19 protein-coding genes are annotated in these 18,445 nt (G+C 42.3%); 7 read left to right on the plus strand and 12 right to left on the minus strand.

Features of this window, described 5'->3' with window-relative positions; all coding sequences use genetic code 11:
• Positions 1-7: 7 nt before the first annotated feature.
• From AACW90_RS14985 to AACW90_RS15000, 4 genes are read right to left on the minus strand one after another with little or no spacing between them, the layout of a single operon-like run.
• The gene (locus AACW90_RS14985) at positions 8-1,507 is read right to left on the minus strand and encodes a tripartite tricarboxylate transporter permease (RefSeq protein WP_390235899.1); all 1,500 of its coding nucleotides are present in this window, start codon (positions 1,505-1,507) and stop codon (positions 8-10) included.
• A 23-nt stretch (positions 1,508-1,530) separates the two neighbouring features.
• Positions 1,531-2,118 (minus strand): hypothetical protein, encoded by a 588-nt coding sequence (locus AACW90_RS14990; RefSeq protein WP_390235901.1) that lies wholly within the window; start codon positions 2,116-2,118, stop codon positions 1,531-1,533.
• Between the two features lie 51 nt (positions 2,119-2,169).
• Positions 2,170-3,108, minus strand: a complete 939-nt coding sequence (locus AACW90_RS14995) for a tripartite tricarboxylate transporter substrate binding protein (RefSeq protein ID WP_390235903.1) — start codon at positions 3,106-3,108, stop codon at positions 2,170-2,172.
• A 38-nt stretch (positions 3,109-3,146) separates the two neighbouring features.
• A complete protein-coding gene (locus tag AACW90_RS15000) occupies positions 3,147-3,650 on the minus strand; it encodes a universal stress protein (protein WP_390235905.1) in 504 nt (167 codons plus the stop codon).
• A gap of 193 nt (positions 3,651-3,843) precedes the next feature.
• Between AACW90_RS15000 and AACW90_RS15005 the strand changes: the two genes are divergently transcribed.
• From AACW90_RS15005 to AACW90_RS15020, 4 genes are all read left to right on the plus strand, one after another.
• Positions 3,844-5,145, plus strand: a complete 1,302-nt coding sequence (locus AACW90_RS15005; protein WP_390235907.1) for an NAD(P)/FAD-dependent oxidoreductase — start codon at positions 3,844-3,846, stop codon at positions 5,143-5,145.
• Positions 5,146-5,160: 15 nt separating this feature from the next.
• Positions 5,161-5,523, plus strand: coding sequence for a cupin domain-containing protein (locus AACW90_RS15010; protein WP_390235909.1), 363 nt, complete (start codon positions 5,161-5,163; stop codon positions 5,521-5,523).
• Between the two features lie 263 nt (positions 5,524-5,786).
• Positions 5,787-6,263 (plus strand): YehS family protein, encoded by a 477-nt coding sequence (locus AACW90_RS15015; protein WP_347998380.1) that lies wholly within the window; start codon positions 5,787-5,789, stop codon positions 6,261-6,263.
• Positions 6,264-6,299: 36 nt separating this feature from the next.
• Positions 6,300-7,526 (plus strand): DEAD/DEAH box helicase, encoded by a 1,227-nt coding sequence (locus AACW90_RS15020; RefSeq protein ID WP_390235912.1) that lies wholly within the window; start codon positions 6,300-6,302, stop codon positions 7,524-7,526.
• Between the two features lie 45 nt (positions 7,527-7,571).
• Here the strand turns inward: AACW90_RS15020 and mak are convergent, their stop codons facing one another.
• Together mak and exaC are read right to left on the minus strand one after the other, a co-directional pair.
• On the minus strand, positions 7,572-8,480 hold the full coding sequence (gene mak, locus AACW90_RS15025; RefSeq protein WP_347998382.1) for a fructokinase: 909 nt from the start codon (positions 8,478-8,480) through the stop codon (positions 7,572-7,574).
• 204 nt (positions 8,481-8,684) lie between these two features.
• The gene (gene exaC, locus AACW90_RS15030) at positions 8,685-10,205 is read right to left on the minus strand and encodes an acetaldehyde dehydrogenase ExaC (RefSeq protein WP_390235914.1); all 1,521 of its coding nucleotides are present in this window, start codon (positions 10,203-10,205) and stop codon (positions 8,685-8,687) included.
• Positions 10,206-10,460: 255 nt separating this feature from the next.
• Here exaC and AACW90_RS15035 point away from each other — a divergent pair, with 255 nt between their 5' ends.
• On the plus strand, positions 10,461-12,233 hold the full coding sequence (locus AACW90_RS15035) for a sigma-54-dependent Fis family transcriptional regulator (protein WP_390235916.1): 1,773 nt from the start codon (positions 10,461-10,463) through the stop codon (positions 12,231-12,233).
• A gap of 6 nt (positions 12,234-12,239) precedes the next feature.
• Here the strand turns inward: AACW90_RS15035 and cuyB are convergent, their stop codons facing one another.
• Positions 12,240-12,935, minus strand: a complete 696-nt coding sequence (gene cuyB, locus AACW90_RS15040; RefSeq protein ID WP_390235918.1) for a cysteate racemase — start codon at positions 12,933-12,935, stop codon at positions 12,240-12,242.
• Between the two features lie 74 nt (positions 12,936-13,009).
• Between cuyB and AACW90_RS15045 the strand changes: the two genes are divergently transcribed.
• Entirely contained in the window at positions 13,010-13,951 is a 942-nt protein-coding gene (locus AACW90_RS15045; RefSeq protein ID WP_390235920.1) for a LysR family transcriptional regulator, read from the plus strand.
• A gap of 89 nt (positions 13,952-14,040) precedes the next feature.
• Complete coding sequence (locus tag AACW90_RS15050; protein ID WP_390235922.1) at positions 14,041-14,949, plus strand: 1-aminocyclopropane-1-carboxylate deaminase/D-cysteine desulfhydrase; 909 nt, start codon at positions 14,041-14,043, stop codon at positions 14,947-14,949.
• Between the two features lie 16 nt (positions 14,950-14,965).
• On the opposite strand, the gene AACW90_RS15055 is transcribed toward AACW90_RS15050, so the two are convergent.
• From AACW90_RS15055 to AACW90_RS15075, 5 genes are all read right to left on the minus strand, one after another.
• The gene (locus AACW90_RS15055; protein ID WP_390235925.1) at positions 14,966-15,379 is read right to left on the minus strand and encodes a hypothetical protein; all 414 of its coding nucleotides are present in this window, start codon (positions 15,377-15,379) and stop codon (positions 14,966-14,968) included.
• 196 nt (positions 15,380-15,575) lie between these two features.
• A complete protein-coding gene (locus tag AACW90_RS15060; protein ID WP_275133910.1) occupies positions 15,576-15,794 on the minus strand; it encodes a hypothetical protein in 219 nt (72 codons plus the stop codon).
• A 215-nt stretch (positions 15,795-16,009) separates the two neighbouring features.
• Positions 16,010-16,522, minus strand: a complete 513-nt coding sequence (locus tag AACW90_RS15065) for a fasciclin domain-containing protein (RefSeq protein ID WP_390235929.1) — start codon at positions 16,520-16,522, stop codon at positions 16,010-16,012.
• 130 nt (positions 16,523-16,652) lie between these two features.
• Positions 16,653-17,105, minus strand: coding sequence for a hypothetical protein (locus AACW90_RS15070; protein ID WP_390235931.1), 453 nt, complete (start codon positions 17,103-17,105; stop codon positions 16,653-16,655).
• Entirely contained in the window at positions 17,083-18,444 is a 1,362-nt protein-coding gene (locus AACW90_RS15075) for a CHASE2 domain-containing protein (RefSeq protein WP_390235933.1), read from the minus strand. Before AACW90_RS15075 ends, AACW90_RS15070 begins: the two co-directional genes overlap by 23 nt.
• Position 18,445: the final 1 nt, after the last annotated feature.

Here is an 18,445-nt window from a genome sequence, read left to right on the forward strand (position 1 = left end):
TTCGCGTTTACACATGGACAGTTTTCGCTTTTGATTTATTTTCTTTAACTAAACTGAAGATAAATAGAGTGACGGACAGCACTATCAGTCCTAACAACACTAGGCTAATCGGTCGGTCTACAAAGATGCTGAGGTCACCATTAGATACGCCTAACGCTTGTTTACTGCGGGTAACAAAAACAGGCCCTAAAACTAAACCGAGTATGATGGGTACTGCTGGAATATTTTCTCGTTTTAAAATGTAGCCAAATACTGCAAACCCTAACGCTATTAACGCATCAGAAAATTGATAATTTTGGCTGTAACTACCAATAAAACCGAGCACAAGGATAAGTGCACCGATAAAGCGACCTCGAATGCGGGTAAGATTAACTATCCATTTACTGGTAAATGTTAGGAACAAAAAGGCAACAATATTTATAAGGAAAAGAGAGATATAGAGGCCAGATATAAACTCTGGTTTCTCCGCAAATAGTGTTGGCCCTGGTATATAGTTGTGTACCATAAACACAGAGAGCAGCATCGCCATAAGTGCGTCAGCAGGGATCCCAAAAGCCAATAGTGGAATCATAACCGAGGCGGTAACCGCGTTATTAGACGTTTCCGATGCGATAAGTCCTTCCTCTGCACCCTGACCAAATTTTTCTGGATTTTTAGAAAATTTCTGCGCCAAAGTATAAGAAAAGAACTGAGAACCAAACTCCCCTACTCCGGGTAGCAACCCCATAACCACACCTAACGCGGCGGAGCGTAGAACCGTCCATTTATGTCTAAATACGGTGACCATGCCTGAAAATCGGCCTTTTCCTTCATACTTTGTGACCTGTGAATCGTTTCCTTTTTGCGATAGAAGAACGAACGCTTGTGACATTGCGAATAGACCAATTACGGTGGGCACCAATGGGATACCACCTAAAAGCCATTCCTGATCAAACGTATAGGTTAAGGTGTTGTAAGAACGGTCAATGCCGATTGAACCTAGAAAGATACCCAGTCCTAACATCATAGCGGCTGGAAAAGCTTGCCTGTAATGTGCCATCACAACAAAGATCATGCCTAGCGCGGCTAACATAGCAAACTCCGCAGACCCAAAGTGATTCGCTACTTGAGATAATACTGGCGCAAGTAGAACCAAAGAGAGCACGCTGATAATGCCGCCAATAAATGACGAAGAATACGCAATAGAAAGTGCCTTTTTACCCTCTCCTCGTTGGGTCATTGGATAACCGTCATACGTCGTTAGCACTGCTACGGGTGTACCTGGCGTATTCATTAAGATAGCGGGGATCGCCCCGCCATACCACGCACCGCCATAAACTCCGAGTAATAAAGTAACACCCGGAAGGGGGTCTAACGTAAAAGTGAGAGGAAGCAAAATAGCGATCACTCCAGCAGGTTCTAGGCCCGGAATTGAGCCAATAGAAACCCCTAAGAGTGCACCACAAACAATCGCTAACATGACGTTGATCGTGGCGATTTCATTTATCCCAAGAAGTATAATATCCATATCTTTCTAATACTCGGTCGGTTTTATAAATACATATTTGCAAATTCAGAGAATTGCGCGGGCAGTAGAGAATAGAGCCAAACATCAGGCAACCAAAAATTAACCAAAACTCTAAATACCAGCACCATCACAACAACGGATACCGTTGAAATTGACACCCAAAACCGGGTAAACAAATTGCTTATCCAAAGCATGGTTAGGATAAAAATCAAACTAGACGGTGCAAATCCAATGACAGATAAACTACCGATGTACAGCATGAAAAATAAACTAATTATGATAGCGGTTCGGTACTTGCTGATAGCCGAGAATGCGAGTTCTACGGGGTTGATACCCTTAAGACAGTGAATGTTCTTAGCCGTATTGAACAGCAAATAAATGCCACTAAAAGCTAAAATGATATACAACCCGACAAAAGGAAACACAAAAGGTTGGGTGTACCACCCATGTGCCTTTAGCACTTCTTTGGCCTGCATAGGTTGTAATAGAATCAGCATTAACGACCCCAAAAATGAGGATAGGTAAAAATAATAATGAGACGATGACTGACTATCAGTGGACGTTTCATCCTTTACTTTATCGTTTGTTTTTTCTCTGATATCAATAGCCATAGGTCCTCCTGCTAATTAGGACGAAATAGAATACTATTTCGTCCTTCTGACTTAGTTCATGTATTCCAATAAACCTTGGGCACTAGCATAGTCGTCTGCAATCACTTGTTTAGCTTCATCGCCGCCAATCCAGAATACGCTGGCGCCTGTGCTGGCACTTATTTCAGCAACACGATTGGTAGCCAATGCAGCCTGAGCTATTTCAGCAATACGGTTTTTAATCTTCTGCGACGTTCCTTTCTTAACGAATAAACCGTTCCACGTTGTCTGAGCGATACCGGTTTGCTCCTCAAGCGTCGGGACATTTGGGCTAAGACTTAAGCGTTCATGAGTAATAGACGCAATTATTTTCACATCACCAGACTTAAGACATGAAAGTATTGTCTGTGTAACGGTGTTGATTACTGTTGCGTCACCATTTGCGAGCGTTGAACAATTGATAGAATCAAATGGCGCATTTGATGAGAACTTAAGGCCAATTTCATCTGCTGCTTTAAACGTAATCGCCGTTGGGAGTGCTTGATAACCAAAGTGAGCAAGAGAGACTGGATTCGATTTAGAAAATTCAGCTAACTCTTCCATATTGTTATAGGGCGCGTCAGCTTTGACCGCGATGACAAACGGGTAGTCTAAAAATATTCCAACAGGGTCAAATGTATTTTGATCAAAAGGTGCATTGCCAGATAAGATTTGAGTCGTTAAAAGATCCGCAACAAATGAACCAATCGTTAAACCATCGTTTCGAGCTCTAGAGACTTCAGAAGCACCAATAATACCGCCACCTCCCGGTTTATTGACTACGGTGGCTGGTTTGCCTGTTTCTTTCGACATCTCTTCAGCAATGATACGGGTAAGAATATCTTCGAGATCGCCTGGGGGCCAAGGCACAATATATTTTACAGGCCTATTGGGGTAATCGGCTGCATTGACCATCATTGGTGTCAGCAGTATTGATAATATCATCCAGGTAAAAATAACAATTTTGTTCATGATAATTCCTTATATTTATACATTCCTAAGTGCATTCTTTAGTTTGCCTTGTGACTCTTGGTACTGACCAGAGGCACAATCAAGACCGGTACAACTGATTTTTGTAATACTTTGTGCGAAGTTGAGCCGAGAAATACCCTCGATAACGCACTCACCTCCCTATTCCCCATCACTATCATTCCAGCGTTGTATTGCTTAGAAGCATCGACGATGACTTCTTCAGGCGAACCAAATTGGATATGAATTGAAAAGTGTGGAATCGCCTCTAATGTGGAAAATTCTGTTGTCACAAAACGATTGATTCTGTTTTTGACATTAGAAATTATCGACTCTTTATGCTGCACAGAATGACTCTGTTCGATATTTTTTGGCAAAAGAGAATGGGATGCGTCGGGGGTGATTTTGTTTATCTTATCGACAGCATGCACATAGATGATCTCTGCTTGATGCGAGATCGCCTCTTTCAATGCCACATGAAAAGCGGTTCGGCTGCCCTCACCAATATCTGATGCGTAAATAATGACGTTAATTTCATTGCTCATTGTGCGTTCCATCGTTAAATGACCGATTCATTACAGGCGATGTTAGGTCAGAAAGAAATCAACCATAAGGATGAAACGTTAAAATTATGTAACATGTTTACTTTTATTTTACATATCAACCTAACGGCTGATAGCCGCATCGAAACGAGCGTGATTAGATAAATGGGTCTGAAGCACAATAAAAGGAATTAAGATGAGGCATTTAGATTCTCTTACTTATTATGCTGCTACCAAAAAATATGACCTAAGCTTTCCGAGATTGACAGAAGATCTTGAAGTAGACGTTGTCATTATTGGTGGCGGTTTTACGGGTGTTAACACCGCACTAGAGTTGGCGGAAAAAGGCATTACAAACACGGTAATTCTTGAGGGACGTTATCTGGGTTACGGAGGTACAGGTCGCAATGGTGGACAAATCATGGCGGGATTAGGCCATGACCTAGATACGGTAAAAAAACACGTTGGTCCGGAAGGGTTACAAGAACTGTTTAAGATAGGCAACCTTGGCGCCGCCATCATTAAGGCGCGAGTCGACAAATATAATATCGACGCCGACTTCCGTCACGGCTACGCCTATTTAGGCAGTAACTCTCGTCAAGAAAAGACACTTCGAGCATGGGAGAAAGAGTTTACCTCTGTTTCCCCAAACGAAGATATCCAGCTCTTAACGGGATCTGATGTAAAGCAAGTCGTAGGGTCGCCCGCCTATAGCTGTGCCCTTAAACATATGGGAGCGGGTCACGTTCACTCACTTAATTTATTGCTTGGTGAAGCCAAAGCTGTCAGCGAAATGTATGGTGTGAAAATCTTCGAAAATTCGATGGCAATATCGGTCGATTACGGTTCGACAATAACGGTAAAAACACCAACTGGCAGTGTTAAGGCCAAGAAAATGTTATGGGCTTGCAACGGTTTCCTCGATGGAATGGAACCAGAGATACACGGCAAGACCATCAACACTTACGCTTTTCAACTCGCCACTGAACCACTATCTGACGAGTTAATTGAAGAGATAAGCCCAATTCGTGGCGCATACAGCGATATTCGCCCAGTGATCGATTACTACCGAGTTACAAATGAAAACAGGTTGTTATTTGGCGCAGCAACACGCGCATTAGAATATATTCCGAAGGACTTAAAGGCATGGAACAGGACACAAATGCTTAAAATATTTCCCTACTTAGATAAGGTCAACATTGATCTCGCATGGGGAGGGCCACTCTGTTGCAGCGCAAATCTATTCCCACAAGTTGGTACATTAAAAGAGCACTCGAACGTGTTTTATGTCCAAGGTTATTCTGGGTTTGGGGTCACCCCTAGCCACATCGTATGCAAAGTGCTTGCGGAAGGTATGAGTGAAAAAACCGAACGCTATGAGTTAATCAGTAACATCCCTCATGTAAATGTACTCGGAAAAGACTACATCGCTCCCGCCCTCCTAACGAGCGGTAAGATGTGGCATCAAGTTTCCGGTTATTGGACGGGTCGTCGTTAAGCTAAGGAGAAAACAATGAAAGCATTATTACTGAATGGAACGTTGCCTGAAATGGCAGAAATAGGCAGTGTTACGAACTTAGGTTCTACTTTGATCGAAGGTGATCCGCAGGCCAGCATAGCCATGGTTGACGGCGCTCCAGAAGATACCGTGGCCTGCGGTATCTTTAAATGTACGAAAGGTGTCTTCTCTATGCAATATCCGTTCACGGAGCATGCCACTGTTATAGAAGGTAGATTGAAACTAAAGAATATAGACACGGGAGAGGAATCCACTTTTGGTCCCGGCGATTCGTGGTTTGTCGCGCAGGGCAGCAAAATCGAATGGCACATTATCTCTAACCATTTTATTAAACACTACTTATCGGTAGCGAATTAATACGTCACATAGTTACAAGATGGTATTTTGAGACCAACGCACCTAACGCATATTAGGTGCGTTTTTTTTTGCCAAATAAACGGTTCCTTGTCATCACCCAATGTGGATGAAATATTAAATGGCTTTTTCATTACTAGCGGATCGAAACATTAGTCTTACATCCACTGTGTATTGGCTTGGCTCAGTGTGTTAAAGTGCGCGCAATTAAACTTAGGTATCACACTTTCTGGTTGCTAAGTACTCATTATAAATTAGGAGCTATTATGACTAATAACGATATTTTACGCCGCATTCGCTACACCTTTGACTTTAAAGATTCTCAAATGATCGCAATATTTGCAGCCGCTGACCACACAGTAACTCGCGCTCAAATCAGTGACTGGCTCAAGAAAGAAGAAGACCCAAGCTATATTAAGATGGTTGACACCGAACTGGCTATTTTCTTGAATGGTTTGATTAATACTAAGCGTGGTAAACGTGAAGGTGAACAACCTACGCCAGAAAAACGCTTAACCAACAACATGGTTTTCATGAAGCTTCGCATTGCATTGAACATGAAAGCAGAAGATATTTTAGAAACAATGGAAGTCGCTAACTTTATTATGAGTAAGCACGAACTAAGCTCTTTCTTCCGCAAACCAGATAACAAACATTACCGTGAATGCAAAGACCAAATATTACGAAATTTCCTAATGGGTATTCAACGTAAACTTCGTCCAGAAGACACCAACGAAGGTTAATCCTTATCGTTGTTATCCATTAAGAAGAGTACATCCATGCCATTCTCTAAACTGCCTCTAAGTTCTGATATAGTGTCTGCGTTACCAACAGACATTATTACGCCAAGAGAAATACAAACGCTTGCTATCCCAGAGATGATGAGCGGTCAAGATCTACTTGCATTAGCACAAACAGGAAGCGGAAAGACACTGGCATACGGATTACCTCTGATAGAAAAAGCCAAAAACAACCGCCATGTAACTCAGGCGATTATTTTGGTGCCAACTCGCGAGCTTGCTACTCAAATAAATCAAGCCATCTCGTCAATATCACAACAGGTTGATATACATCCGATCTGCCTTTGCGGTGGTGTAGACAAAGAGAAGCAGATTGAACAGTTATCTCATCACCCTGAGGTCATCGTCGCCACACCCGGACGACTGCTTGAGTTAATCAATGAAGGGGCCGTTGAGACACATAAAGTCAACACGGTAATCTTCGACGAAGTTGATCGGTTATTGGATATGGGATTTTGGTCAGACCTGAATGCGATATTAGATACATTGCCGACTCAACGTCAAACAGTCATGTTCTCCGCCACCTTGCCACCAGAGCTAGAAATTAAAGTCAGCGCGCTACTTAATGAACCCGTGCGCATTCAGGCCCATGCCAGCAATAGTGTGGTAGAACATATTGACGAAACTCTTTATTTGGTGAACAAAGGCAGCAAAGCGAATGTTTTAATACATCAAATAAAGCAGCACAACTGGCAACGAGTATTGGTGTTTATTGGCGCACGTGATAGTGCAGATTCACTAAACAAAAAACTGAGCAAAGCTGGTATTTCAACAGCCGTGCTTCACGGCAATAAAAGTCAAACGGAGCGAGAAGAGACACTTCAATTATTCAAACAAAGCAAGGTCAAGGTTCTTATCGCGACCGACCTTCTCGCACGCGGTATTCACATTGAAGAACTACCGGTCGTGATTAATTTTGAAGTGCCGTCTAGTCCCGAGGTTTATGTCCATCGAATTGGCCGTACAGCACGCGCCGGAAAGCAAGGCTGCGCCATATCTTTAGTTTGTCATGCGGAAAGTGATTATCTAGATGCGATTCGACAATTTACAAAACGAGCATTATCGCTTAGTCCGTTAGCCGAATTTCCGATTACAGACAAGCCATCAACAGGCGAAAGTAAACGTGCGCCGAGAGATAAAAAAGCCAACCGACGCACCAATCACAAAAAAAGCGTTAAACAGTTTCTAGGGAAAGATAAACGATAGTACGTTTATCTTCTATGAGCCGTTTTGTTTTTACGCAACATATCCTTACTCTTGAGCCCATAACCATGCTGCGCCACGCACACCACTTGAGTCTCCGTGGATGGCTGCTTTTATGGGTGTATGACACTCGCCACCAAACGTATACTCTGGCAGTATCTTAGGAACGTTACTGTATAATCGGGTCACGTTACATACGCCGCCAGCTAAGACTACAACATCCGGATCGAGTAAATTCACTACACTCGCGATAGATTTCGCAAGTCGACGTTCGTAGACCTCGAGTGTGAGCAATGCTGTTTCATCTCCCTCGTCCGCCAGATCTGAAATTTCTTTCCCTTTGAGTAACTTACCTGTTCTTCGTTCATAATCGGCACACAGTCCCGTTCCAGACACAAACTGTTCAATGCACCCATGTTGACCACAATAACAAGGGGTATCATCAGCAATTTTACGTTCTTCTGCATCTTGCCACGGTAGCGGGTTATGCCCCCACTCACCGCCAATACCATTACCACCAGCATGTGGGACACCATTAACTACAATACCCGCACCTGCACCTGTACCTATAATCACGGCCAAGACCATTTTGTACCCAGCACCCGCACCATCTGTTGCTTCTGATACTGCCATGCAATTCGCATCATTGGCGACGCGAACCTCACGCCCAAGCAATATAGTTAGGTCTACATCGAGTGGCTTTCCATTGAGCCAAACTGAATTCGCATTTTTTACTTTTTGAGAATACGGAGAGATCGTTCCGGGAATCCCAAGCCCAACGGTGCCAGTCTGTCCCGTCGCTTCTTCTGCGTCCACTACTAAGCCTTTAATCGCGTGAAGCGTATCAGGATAAGAACCTTTTGGGGTATCGACTCGTTTTCTAAATAGCTCTTCACCCTTATCTGAAAGAGCGATGGCCTCGATTTTCGTACCGCCTAAATCTATCCCAATGCGCATACTAATTTTCCTTTTTGGTTTTAAGTTGTTGATGGGAAATCGGAAAATATTGTGGCGTATTTAGCAGATAGAATCTGTGCGGGTAGTCATGGCGTTGAAGAATTATTTTCGAGGTTAAACTAATAGTGCATAAAAGGAATGGTATAAATAACAGGCAGCGTAAGCGGCCTATTATTTATTATTTCAGGTTATAAGCGAGAAAAATTAGAAGAACCCTAAAGGGTTAATATCATAACTTACCAATAGGTTTTTCGTATTTTGATAGTGATCTAGCATCATTTTATGCGTCTCTCTACCAATACCCGATCTCTTATAGCCACCAAAGGCCGCATGCGCAGGATAAGCGTGATAACAGTTTATCCAAATACGTCCTGCCTCTATTTTGCGTCCCATTCGATACGCAAGATTTTGGTCCCTAGTCCATAGCCCAGCGCCTAACCCAAATTCAGTGTCGTTTGCAAGAGCCAGTGCTTCTGCTTCATCCTTAAAGGTCGTAACCGCGATAACTGGGCCAAAAATTTCTTCTTGGAAAACGCGCATTTTATTATGGCCTTTAAGCAAAGTGGGTTGAATGTAGTAGCCATCATTCAGACCGTCATCCTGTTTTGCAATGCTGCCACCGATGAGTACTTGAGCGCCTTCCTCACGACCTATTTCCAAATAACCCAGTATTTTATCGAACTGTTCTTTGGAAACTTGAGCCCCCACTTGAGTATTTGGGTCTAAAGGATCACCCTGCTGAATACCCTTCGCTCTTTCCACTACTTTCGCAATAAACTTGTCGTATATAGATTCTTGGATAAGAACACGAGATGGACATGTACAGACCTCGCCCTGATTGAAGAAACCTAACAACATCCCTTCAACACACTTATCTAAGTACTCATCTTCGTAATTGAATATATCTTCAAAGTATACGTTAGGTGACTTACCACCCAACTCTACCGTAGATGGAATAAGGTTATTTGCCGCACATTTTAAAATATGTTGGCCAACCGTTGTCGAACCAGTAAACGCTAACTTAGCAATTCTGGTGCTTGTTGCCAGTGCCTGACCTGCTTCGTTACCAAAACCATTAACGACGTTTAACACACCAGGTGGTATTAAATGACCTATTTTCTCCATTAGAACAAGTATTGACACAGGCGTTTGCTCTGCGGGTTTTAAAATAATACAACAACCAGCAGCCAGCGCAGGAGCGAGCTTCCACGCCGCCATTAACATTGGGAAATTCCATGGGATGATCTGACCTACAACCCCTATCGCTTCAGGGAAATGATAGGCTGCTGTATTGGCATCGAGTTCAGCAGCGCTGCCTTCTTGTGCTCGAATACACCCTGCATAGTAACGAAAATGGTCGACCACTAAAGGCAGATCAGCGTTCAACGTTTCTCGAACTGGTTTTCCATTTTCCCATGTTTCAGCGACGGCTAATTCTTCCAAATTTTGCTCTATCACATCGGCAATTCTTAACAGCATATTCGACCGTTCACCAACACTGGTCGCTGCCCATGCTTCTCTTGCTTTGTGCGCAGCGTCTAACGCTAGGTTAATATCCGCTTCATCCGAACGGGCAACCTGACAATATTCTTTTCCGTTTACTGGCGATAGATTTGAAAAATACTTACCGTTGACAGGTTTTACCCACTCGCCACCAATATAATTATCATAAACAGATTTGAAATTAACAATAGAACCTTGCGTTCCTGGCTGAGCATAAATCATAGGTCATCCTTCCTTTAGATACATTTCATTATTCGTTTCATTGTTTGTTGTGTGCTCTATTTTAATTGAACACTGACATCTGTAACGCAATTCACACGCCAACATGTTAGAACTTGCTGTAATTAAATAGTAACAGTATGATTACATATAATTAACATTACATGGCAGCGAGTTAAAATCGCCCAACATTACCCTGTTCACTTTGTTCAACTGTCTTAAAGTGGCACACCAGAAACGTTACATTTTGGAACACTTATGAATCTTCAAATCGACGACACCATTGATTGGCTGAACAACTCATGGCACAGAAGCAGTGAAGCAGGGTTAAGAGAAAATCGACTTCCCGACGATATTCGATTGGAAAGCTTTCAACTTAGCGAAAGAAGAGATAACGCCAAGAGGCTGATTAACGGATTGGAAAAATACGCGCTACCTCTTTTTAACCAGATGTTTGCTCGAACCAATAGCCGGTTGATACTAACCGACATACAAGGTGTAATTTTAGGTTCATGGGGCTTAGAAAAATTTGCTAATCGCCTCACCTCGATTGCATTAGAAAGTGGCGTTTGCTGGCAAGAAAACCTAAAGGGAACGAACGCAATAGGAACCGCCATTATAGAGGCCAAGCCAATATCCATTATTGGCAATCAACACTTTATCCATCAACATCGATTTATCAGTTGCTCTGCTAGTCCCATTTTCAATCATCAAGGCGAAATGCTCGGAATTTTGGATATTACCAGTGAGCAGCAAGTGCATCACTCCAATACCCAACTTTTGATTCAAAGCATGATTCAGAAGATAGAAAACAGCCTGTTGTTTGGTATACCAAATGGCACAATTCGAGTTGATATCGCTTGTGATAAAGCACTGCTTGATAGTGGCTGGCAGGGAATTATGATTGCCAATGAAGCTGGCGAAGTCATCGCACACAACCAACTGGCCTCTCAACTTTTGGATCATCAAGAAATAATAGGCGCGCCTCTGGAGCATCTGTTAAAGCGCGATGCCGCGCCGTTTGTGTACCGCTTACACCCTCAATCAACTAAGCCTATTCCAAAATCAGTTACCTATTCTCCGTCTAGCGAACTACACCAAGGGGATGAACGCATTGAAAATGCCTGGCAACAGGCGTGCAAGATCATCGACAAACAGATCCATCTGTTGATCTTAGGCGAGACCGGGGTTGGTAAAGGCGAGTTTGTTAAGGCACTTCACCAACAGAGTAAGCGTAAGCAGTTCCCCCTTGTGATTGTTAATTGTGGTGCACTGCCTAAAGATTTGATTGAGTCAGAGCTGTTTGGTTATGCTCCGGGGGCATTTACCGGAGCAAGCCACAAAGGCTATCAAGGAAAAATACGTCAGGCGGACAAAGGCACTCTTTTTTTAGATGAAATTGCCGACATGCCGCTCGAAGCGCAGTGTCGTCTGTTACACTTTCTCCAAGAAAAAGAAGTGGTCCCTGTGGGTTCTAATCAGACCTATCACGTGGATATTCAGATCATCGCCGCCACACACAAGAATATAGAGCAACTTATAGCTGAAGGTCGTTTTCGACAGGATCTCTATTACCGACTAAATGGCCTAGTTTTTCATCTGCCTTCGTTAAGAGAAAGAAAAGACAAGGTTGCCCTTATTAAAAAAATTCACAGAAAACACTGTAAGAATGAACAAAAGCTGGATAAGGACTTACTGAACCTTCTTGAAGATTTTGCATGGCCCGGGAATATAAGAGAATTGGACAACGTATTGCACGTTGCAACGCTGCTCGCATGCGATGAGCCCAAACTTATGCTCAAACATATTCCCGACCACATCAGCGCGTCATTGCAATCTTTAAGTCAAACGAGTTCGTTAAGTACGGAAGATAGAAGTGAAGATATTAGCCTTCAAGAAACCGTCGAGGATACATTAATTAAAATCTATCGGGCCAACAACGGTAACATCAGTAAAACGTCTAAAATCCTTAGTATTAGCAGAAATACCATCTACAGGAAACTGAAAAAGCTTGGTGTGTTACCAAGCTAAAATCATTTAGGCGTCATAATAATAATAGTTAACACATTGGTCTGCTAGCAAGTCCAAAGAATCCAATGCTTTCGCCATTTTGTCCGCTCGCAATGTATCAAATGCCAATGGTATTTCAGTGCAGCCAAGTACAACACCGTCGGCACCATTATTAATTAGACTATCAAAAACAGGTTCCATTAACCTTCTTCCCTGCTCTATCTGACCAGCTTTCACACAGTATATTCCTTCCATAACCTGAAACTGCTCTGTTGCCGTTGGTAAAATAGCCTGCATTCCACGAGTTTCGATAGCATGGGTATAAATGCCCGTTTGTATGGTTGCATTCGTAGCCAATACGCCCACTCGACACATCTGCCGGCGGCTAGCTTCATTCATCACTGCGTCAATGATGCTAATAAACGAAACCCTTTCATTGTTGCTGAGTTTGTCCAGCCAGTAATGAGCGGTATTACAAGGTATCACCACCTTTGTGGCGCCAGAATCTTTTAAGTTCATTAGGTTTTTTAGCATTTTTCCTAACGGGTTTTCACCGTTTTCTAAGATATGCTTAGTCCGATCAGGAATAACGGGGTCATTCGAAATAATCATAGACATATGCTCTTGATCAGAACAGGCCGGGCTTTTTTCCACTATCCGTTTAACAAAATCAACCGTAGCCATCGGGCCCATACCCCCTAAAACACCTAACTTCTTATCCATGCTCGCTCCTTATCTAGGCACAAATTAACAAAAATAATCCTTGATAAGAAATGAAATAACTGGCATACCTATGCATGAATCGCATAGCTATGGGTGTCTCTCTGATGTTAAATATTGAAACAAAATGGTTGCTGGATTTTTTAAAACTGGCCGAACTCCGCAACTTCTCTAAAGCGGCAATCGAACGAAACGTAACCCAGTCAGCATTTAGTCGCCGCATACAAGCGCTAGAAAATGCGGTGGGATGCCAACTTTTTGATAGAGATAAAACACCGATTGCGTTAACGCAGAGTGGCAAAGAATTTCGAACCAGTGCTCGCTCTCTCATCATTCAACTTGAATATGAGTTAGAGCGTCTTAACGATCTCTCTATACTAGGAAACCAAAAAGTAAGCATCGTAGCGGGCCATTCAATAGCGACCGATATCCTACCGTTGTTCAAATTCAATCTGTTCGCAGAAGAGCAAGAAGTTATTTTGGATGTTCGAGCGATCGATGTTGATGATGCAGTAAAGATGTTAGAGGAGAGCGCTTGCGATATTGTATTAAGTTATAAAAATCCTCAGTTGCTTGCTGAACCCTATCTGGCACATAAACTTGGCGAATCAAAAAACTATTGCGTAAGCGTATTATCCGATTCAAAACCAAAATATTCATTATCCGAAACCATTGTTACACCGCTTATCATGCATTCAACGTCCAGCTATATGGGCAGATTAACTCGTCAAACTAGCGGTCGCTACGCCCTTAAACCAATTTTTTCTTCATCTATGACCGATCTGGTTAAGGCTTTGGTACTGCAAGGCGAAGGCATAGGCTGGCTACCAGATTACGCTATCATTGACGAACTAAAGCAGAATAAACTCGTTATATTAAATCCCGAAGAAGCAACCTTAAATACCGAACTATACGCCTACCGTTCTAAAACCAAACTCCATCCAGCAGGAGAACGGGTATGGAAACGTATATGCGAACACCAGACTATATTTACGCCCAACCACAAAACCTGTAACTAGGCGTCAAACCTAACATCAAATCACTGGCATAGATTGAGAATTGGTTTACTATGTGCAACCGAATTTTGCAGCAGATAGCCATAGAGCCAATGAATTTATCTGAAAGCCCAGTGACTCAGCACCGTTTTAACGGACTCACATTTTTTGTAAAAAGAGATGACCTCTTACACCATCAATTCTCTGGTAACAAAGCACGAAAATTCATGTCTTTGTTAACGGGAGAGTTTCCCCATATAAAAAATTTGATTGGCTATGGTTCCGTTCAGGCAAACTCGTTGTACTCTCTCTCTGCCCTTTGTGCGATAAAGAAATGGAATCTGACCTTTTATGTTGATCATATTCCTAGTTATGTGAAACAAAAACCAACCGGGAATTATCGAGGCGCCCTCGACTTAGGTGCAAACATCGTCGACCTGTCGCAATTAGAAGATAGAGATGGGCGTCACACCAGTACGTATATTGACGATAATTATTCTGATCTAGCAGATACGTTGATTGTGCCAGAAGGTGGTCGATCTACAATGGCAGAACAGGGCGTTAAAACCCTCGCCCAAGAAATACTTAATTGGAAATTAATGGAACGATGCGACAACCTCGTCGTCGCCCTTCCATCAGGTACAGGAACAACAGCTCTCTATCTACAAAAACACCTGGAACAAGCAGACATAGAGGTCATCACATGCGCCTGCGTAGGTGATAAAAAATACCTAGTCGAGCAGTTTTTGGAAGTCGATAGCAAAGCGACTCAACCGACGATAATTGGTACCGATAAAAAACATCACTTTGGCCGACTGGACAAAGATGAATATGCTTTATGGCAGACATTAGAATCACAAACCCAAATAGAGTTTGATCTTCTTTATGACCCATTTATGTGGAAAAATTTGTTAGATTGGTTATCAGAAAACCCAAATAAGACCGTACTTTATATCCATCAGGGTGGCATTTTGGGTAATGAGAGTATGGTTGGCCGCTATCGCCACTGGTTGTCTATCTAGTAGCCAATCAGATGCGTTACTGTTCTGTGTCAACAATAACTTTATTAACTAATACACCCTTTTCGAAGGTCAGTCTAAGCTCTTGCGCATAGTGCACAAATTCTATTTCAAAATTGAAATCGAGCAATTCGCCATAAGGTAGACAAAGCATGTCGCTAAACCAATCCGCAAATACTGATTGATCACCTGCTATTCGATACATTCCCTCAAGCGATTTTAGATACAAGCAATCACCCTCAACTTCCCAAACCCCCACGTATTGTCTCCAGCATGCTGTAGAAAAACAGAATTCATCGGCGTCAATTGCTTCTTTCAATGCATCATCCGTTAGCTCTATCACTCTACCATCGGATAAAGGTAAAGAAATACACCCTGGCATATCGTAACTCTGACCCTGATATAGACATCTTTCCTTTATTTGTGCTGTCATGCTGAACCCTGTGATTAAAGTGCTTAGTCGCTAAAAGCTCACGAACCCCAAATTCTATTAGAGGTAGAACCTATTCGTTCTGTTTCAGCTGATATTTGTATAGACAGTTCACTATAGATTCAAATCGATAAAATAACCAAAGGGGACATGTGGAATTTTGAAGTGAGTGGCGAACGAATGTCGCCACTGTATTTGATTAGTGGGTAGTTCCAGATGGATTAACACCAAATTCAGATTGCTCGTAAACCTTATCAAAGCGTTTTTGCTTTTTCTGAGTATGATCTGAGTTCGTCGGTGATCTTCTTTCTGTTAAAGCAATATTTCGTTCGTGCTCTCTAGATGAGCGAACAAACTCTGGATTATTCAATGCTTGCTTTCGTAGTTTATTCACGCGTTCAATTGTGTCAGCCAACATAGTTTGTCTCCCTCGCCATTACTACTGTTCATGCATACAGTATAGAGGGATTCTAACGTTAGTCAAACCTAGAGGTTGAAAAAGCCTCATTTTACGAGCTACATCAAATTTGAATTTATAGACTATGACGACAAGAGTAAGTAAACGCCAAGATGTGACTGGGGCGTAATGAATAATCATTACGCCCCTTAATTTGGTTATTTAGATAAATTTTACTATTTCGGTAAGATTACACTGTCGATTACGTGAATCACACCATTACTAGCCGCTACATCTGTGGCGATAACATTCGCATTATCAACCATTACTTTGGAACCCATCACTTTGATAGTGACCTTTTGGCCTTGTACCGTTTTAGCACTCGTCAATTTTACTACATCTGCGGCCATCACTTTGCCAGGAACGACGTGGTAAGTCAGGATAGCAATTAATTTATCTTTATTTTCTGGCTTCAGAAGGGTTTCTACCGTGCCAGCAGGTAACTTAGCAAAAGCTTCATCTGTTGGAGCAAACACCGTGAACGGTCCGTCACTTTTCAAGGTATCGACTAATCCTGCGGCTTGTACTGCAGCAACAAGCGTATTAAACGAACCATTCTCAACGGCTACGTCTACAATGTCTTTTTTCATCATACTATCGCTATGTTTCATATCTTTGTTACTTGAACAAGCTACAAGAGCGAAACTAATCACGACGAATGTAAATGCTGATATCATTTTCTTAAACATAATCTTATCCCTTTGAAGTAAATGTCATTATTGTTGTGCTTAGATGTCGATAAGTAATACGGCACCATTTCAAAGAAGGATCATTTTTATTTCTATTTTTATTTTCACTCCAAAAAGACAGGTTCAATGTTCAAGGATTATGGGGCTTGTTATTAGTGTCTGGTTGGCTATCAATACACGTTAATGACACGCTTTCACTGTCCCCTCTCATACCAAAATTTTGGTGATTACTTGAGCGAGCACTTTTCGACTGCTGGCAATTAAGGATTAAGCTCTCTTCATTAAATCTAACCGAAGAACGTCTGACCCAGACTAAACCTACTCGTCTAATATTAATTAAAACTCTAGAGGTTTCTTCCTTTTGAACGATGAAGGGTGGTGATGGTAGTTTTTCAATGGACATTATTTTCCATGAACCATCACTAAACTCAACGTCTATTGCAGGTTCAATCCATTGTTCCACCAGTAATGTAGCACTAACTGACGTTGTCATGAATAGTGTGATAGACAAGAGAATCATCCGCTTCGCTAAGGTCATCATCGTTCCTAATGCACTTAAGTTAATCTCCATATTTCGTCTCATCCCTCCACTCCCCCATTCGCCTTTCTAGACGCTCTATTAGCTGAATACCTAACCAACCCAGAGCTAAAATAGAGACCCAACTAGCGGGTGCTAGATGAAAGACACCATAGGCAAAAAACAGAACAACACATACATAAAAAAGACTTGATAACAGAAGCTTGCTTTTTATACACATCAACACTTTATATTTATAGGCAAAGCGTCTTACCGCCACCAACAATGTGACATACAGAGTCCACACAATCATATTGATATATTCAGCGTTTGGGTCATCTCGAATATACTCATTTTGATCGACCATCAAGTTATCAAGGGCCATTGCGTGAAAAAAAACACCGGGCATCGCACCGTGTACCGGTGAAATAACATAGTCATGTATCCCTTCTATTTGACCGCCGACCAATACAATACTGTCTTGAATCCAACGTTTGAGTTGTTGCCGCTCTTCATCGATAGGGGAACGGGCTAACGCCATAAGCTCATCAATATAGAGCACCCTTTGCGGTGGACATATTTTTTGCACCTGTTGATCATCCGTCATTGGTATGATGCTGTTAATAACCTTATTTACACTACTCCAAACGGCACCATACCAAGAGGTATCTAGTAGTATGCACTCGTCTTTACGATGGGATAGCAAGACTGGCGCCGCGATTTCACTCCATCGAACACTAATAGGGTATTTTTCATCCCGTAAAGGTGATTCACACTCTCTATTTTTACAATATTCTTGATATAGCACGTTAGCAGTGGTCGCCACCTCATCGGTATAAAGTGGATATAACTCTGCTCGTTCTTCCCATCCATTAGGAACCAAAGAGACCGACGGGCTTAGTGCTTCCCTAACCTCTTTTTCCATGACGGAGTCAGCTTTACCCTGTGCAAAATAGAGAGGAACATTTGTGGCAGAGCGTGCTGCATTTAACTTCGCGATTGCTCTGTCAAAACTGTCATCCAAGGCGCGTTTCTTCATCCACATTACATCGTAGAAAACCGCCATAGGAGATTGCGTCATTATCGCGGTTAACATATTAACTTGATCCAAGTAAGAAAGCGGCCAGTCGTTGGATTGCCAAATCTCGGGATAGAGATTTTCTATCGCTTTGTCATTGAACAAAACAACCAGAATATTGGGCTGGCTTTTGGCAGAGTCGTAGGAATGTGCCGTGAGCTTATAGATGGCTTGCTCACCGGCTCGTTCACTGGCACTGCCAATTCCAAAAGGGTCACTAAAAATAATCCATGCACCAAGCAGGAACAGCATCGACCACTGAATCATAAAATTATATTTATGGTAGAACAGGTTCAGTGCAACTTTCCATTGCTGATTTATTTTCATT

Source organism: Vibrio frigidus (assembly GCF_042465995.1).
Taxonomy (GTDB): domain Bacteria; phylum Pseudomonadota; class Gammaproteobacteria; order Enterobacterales; family Vibrionaceae; genus Vibrio.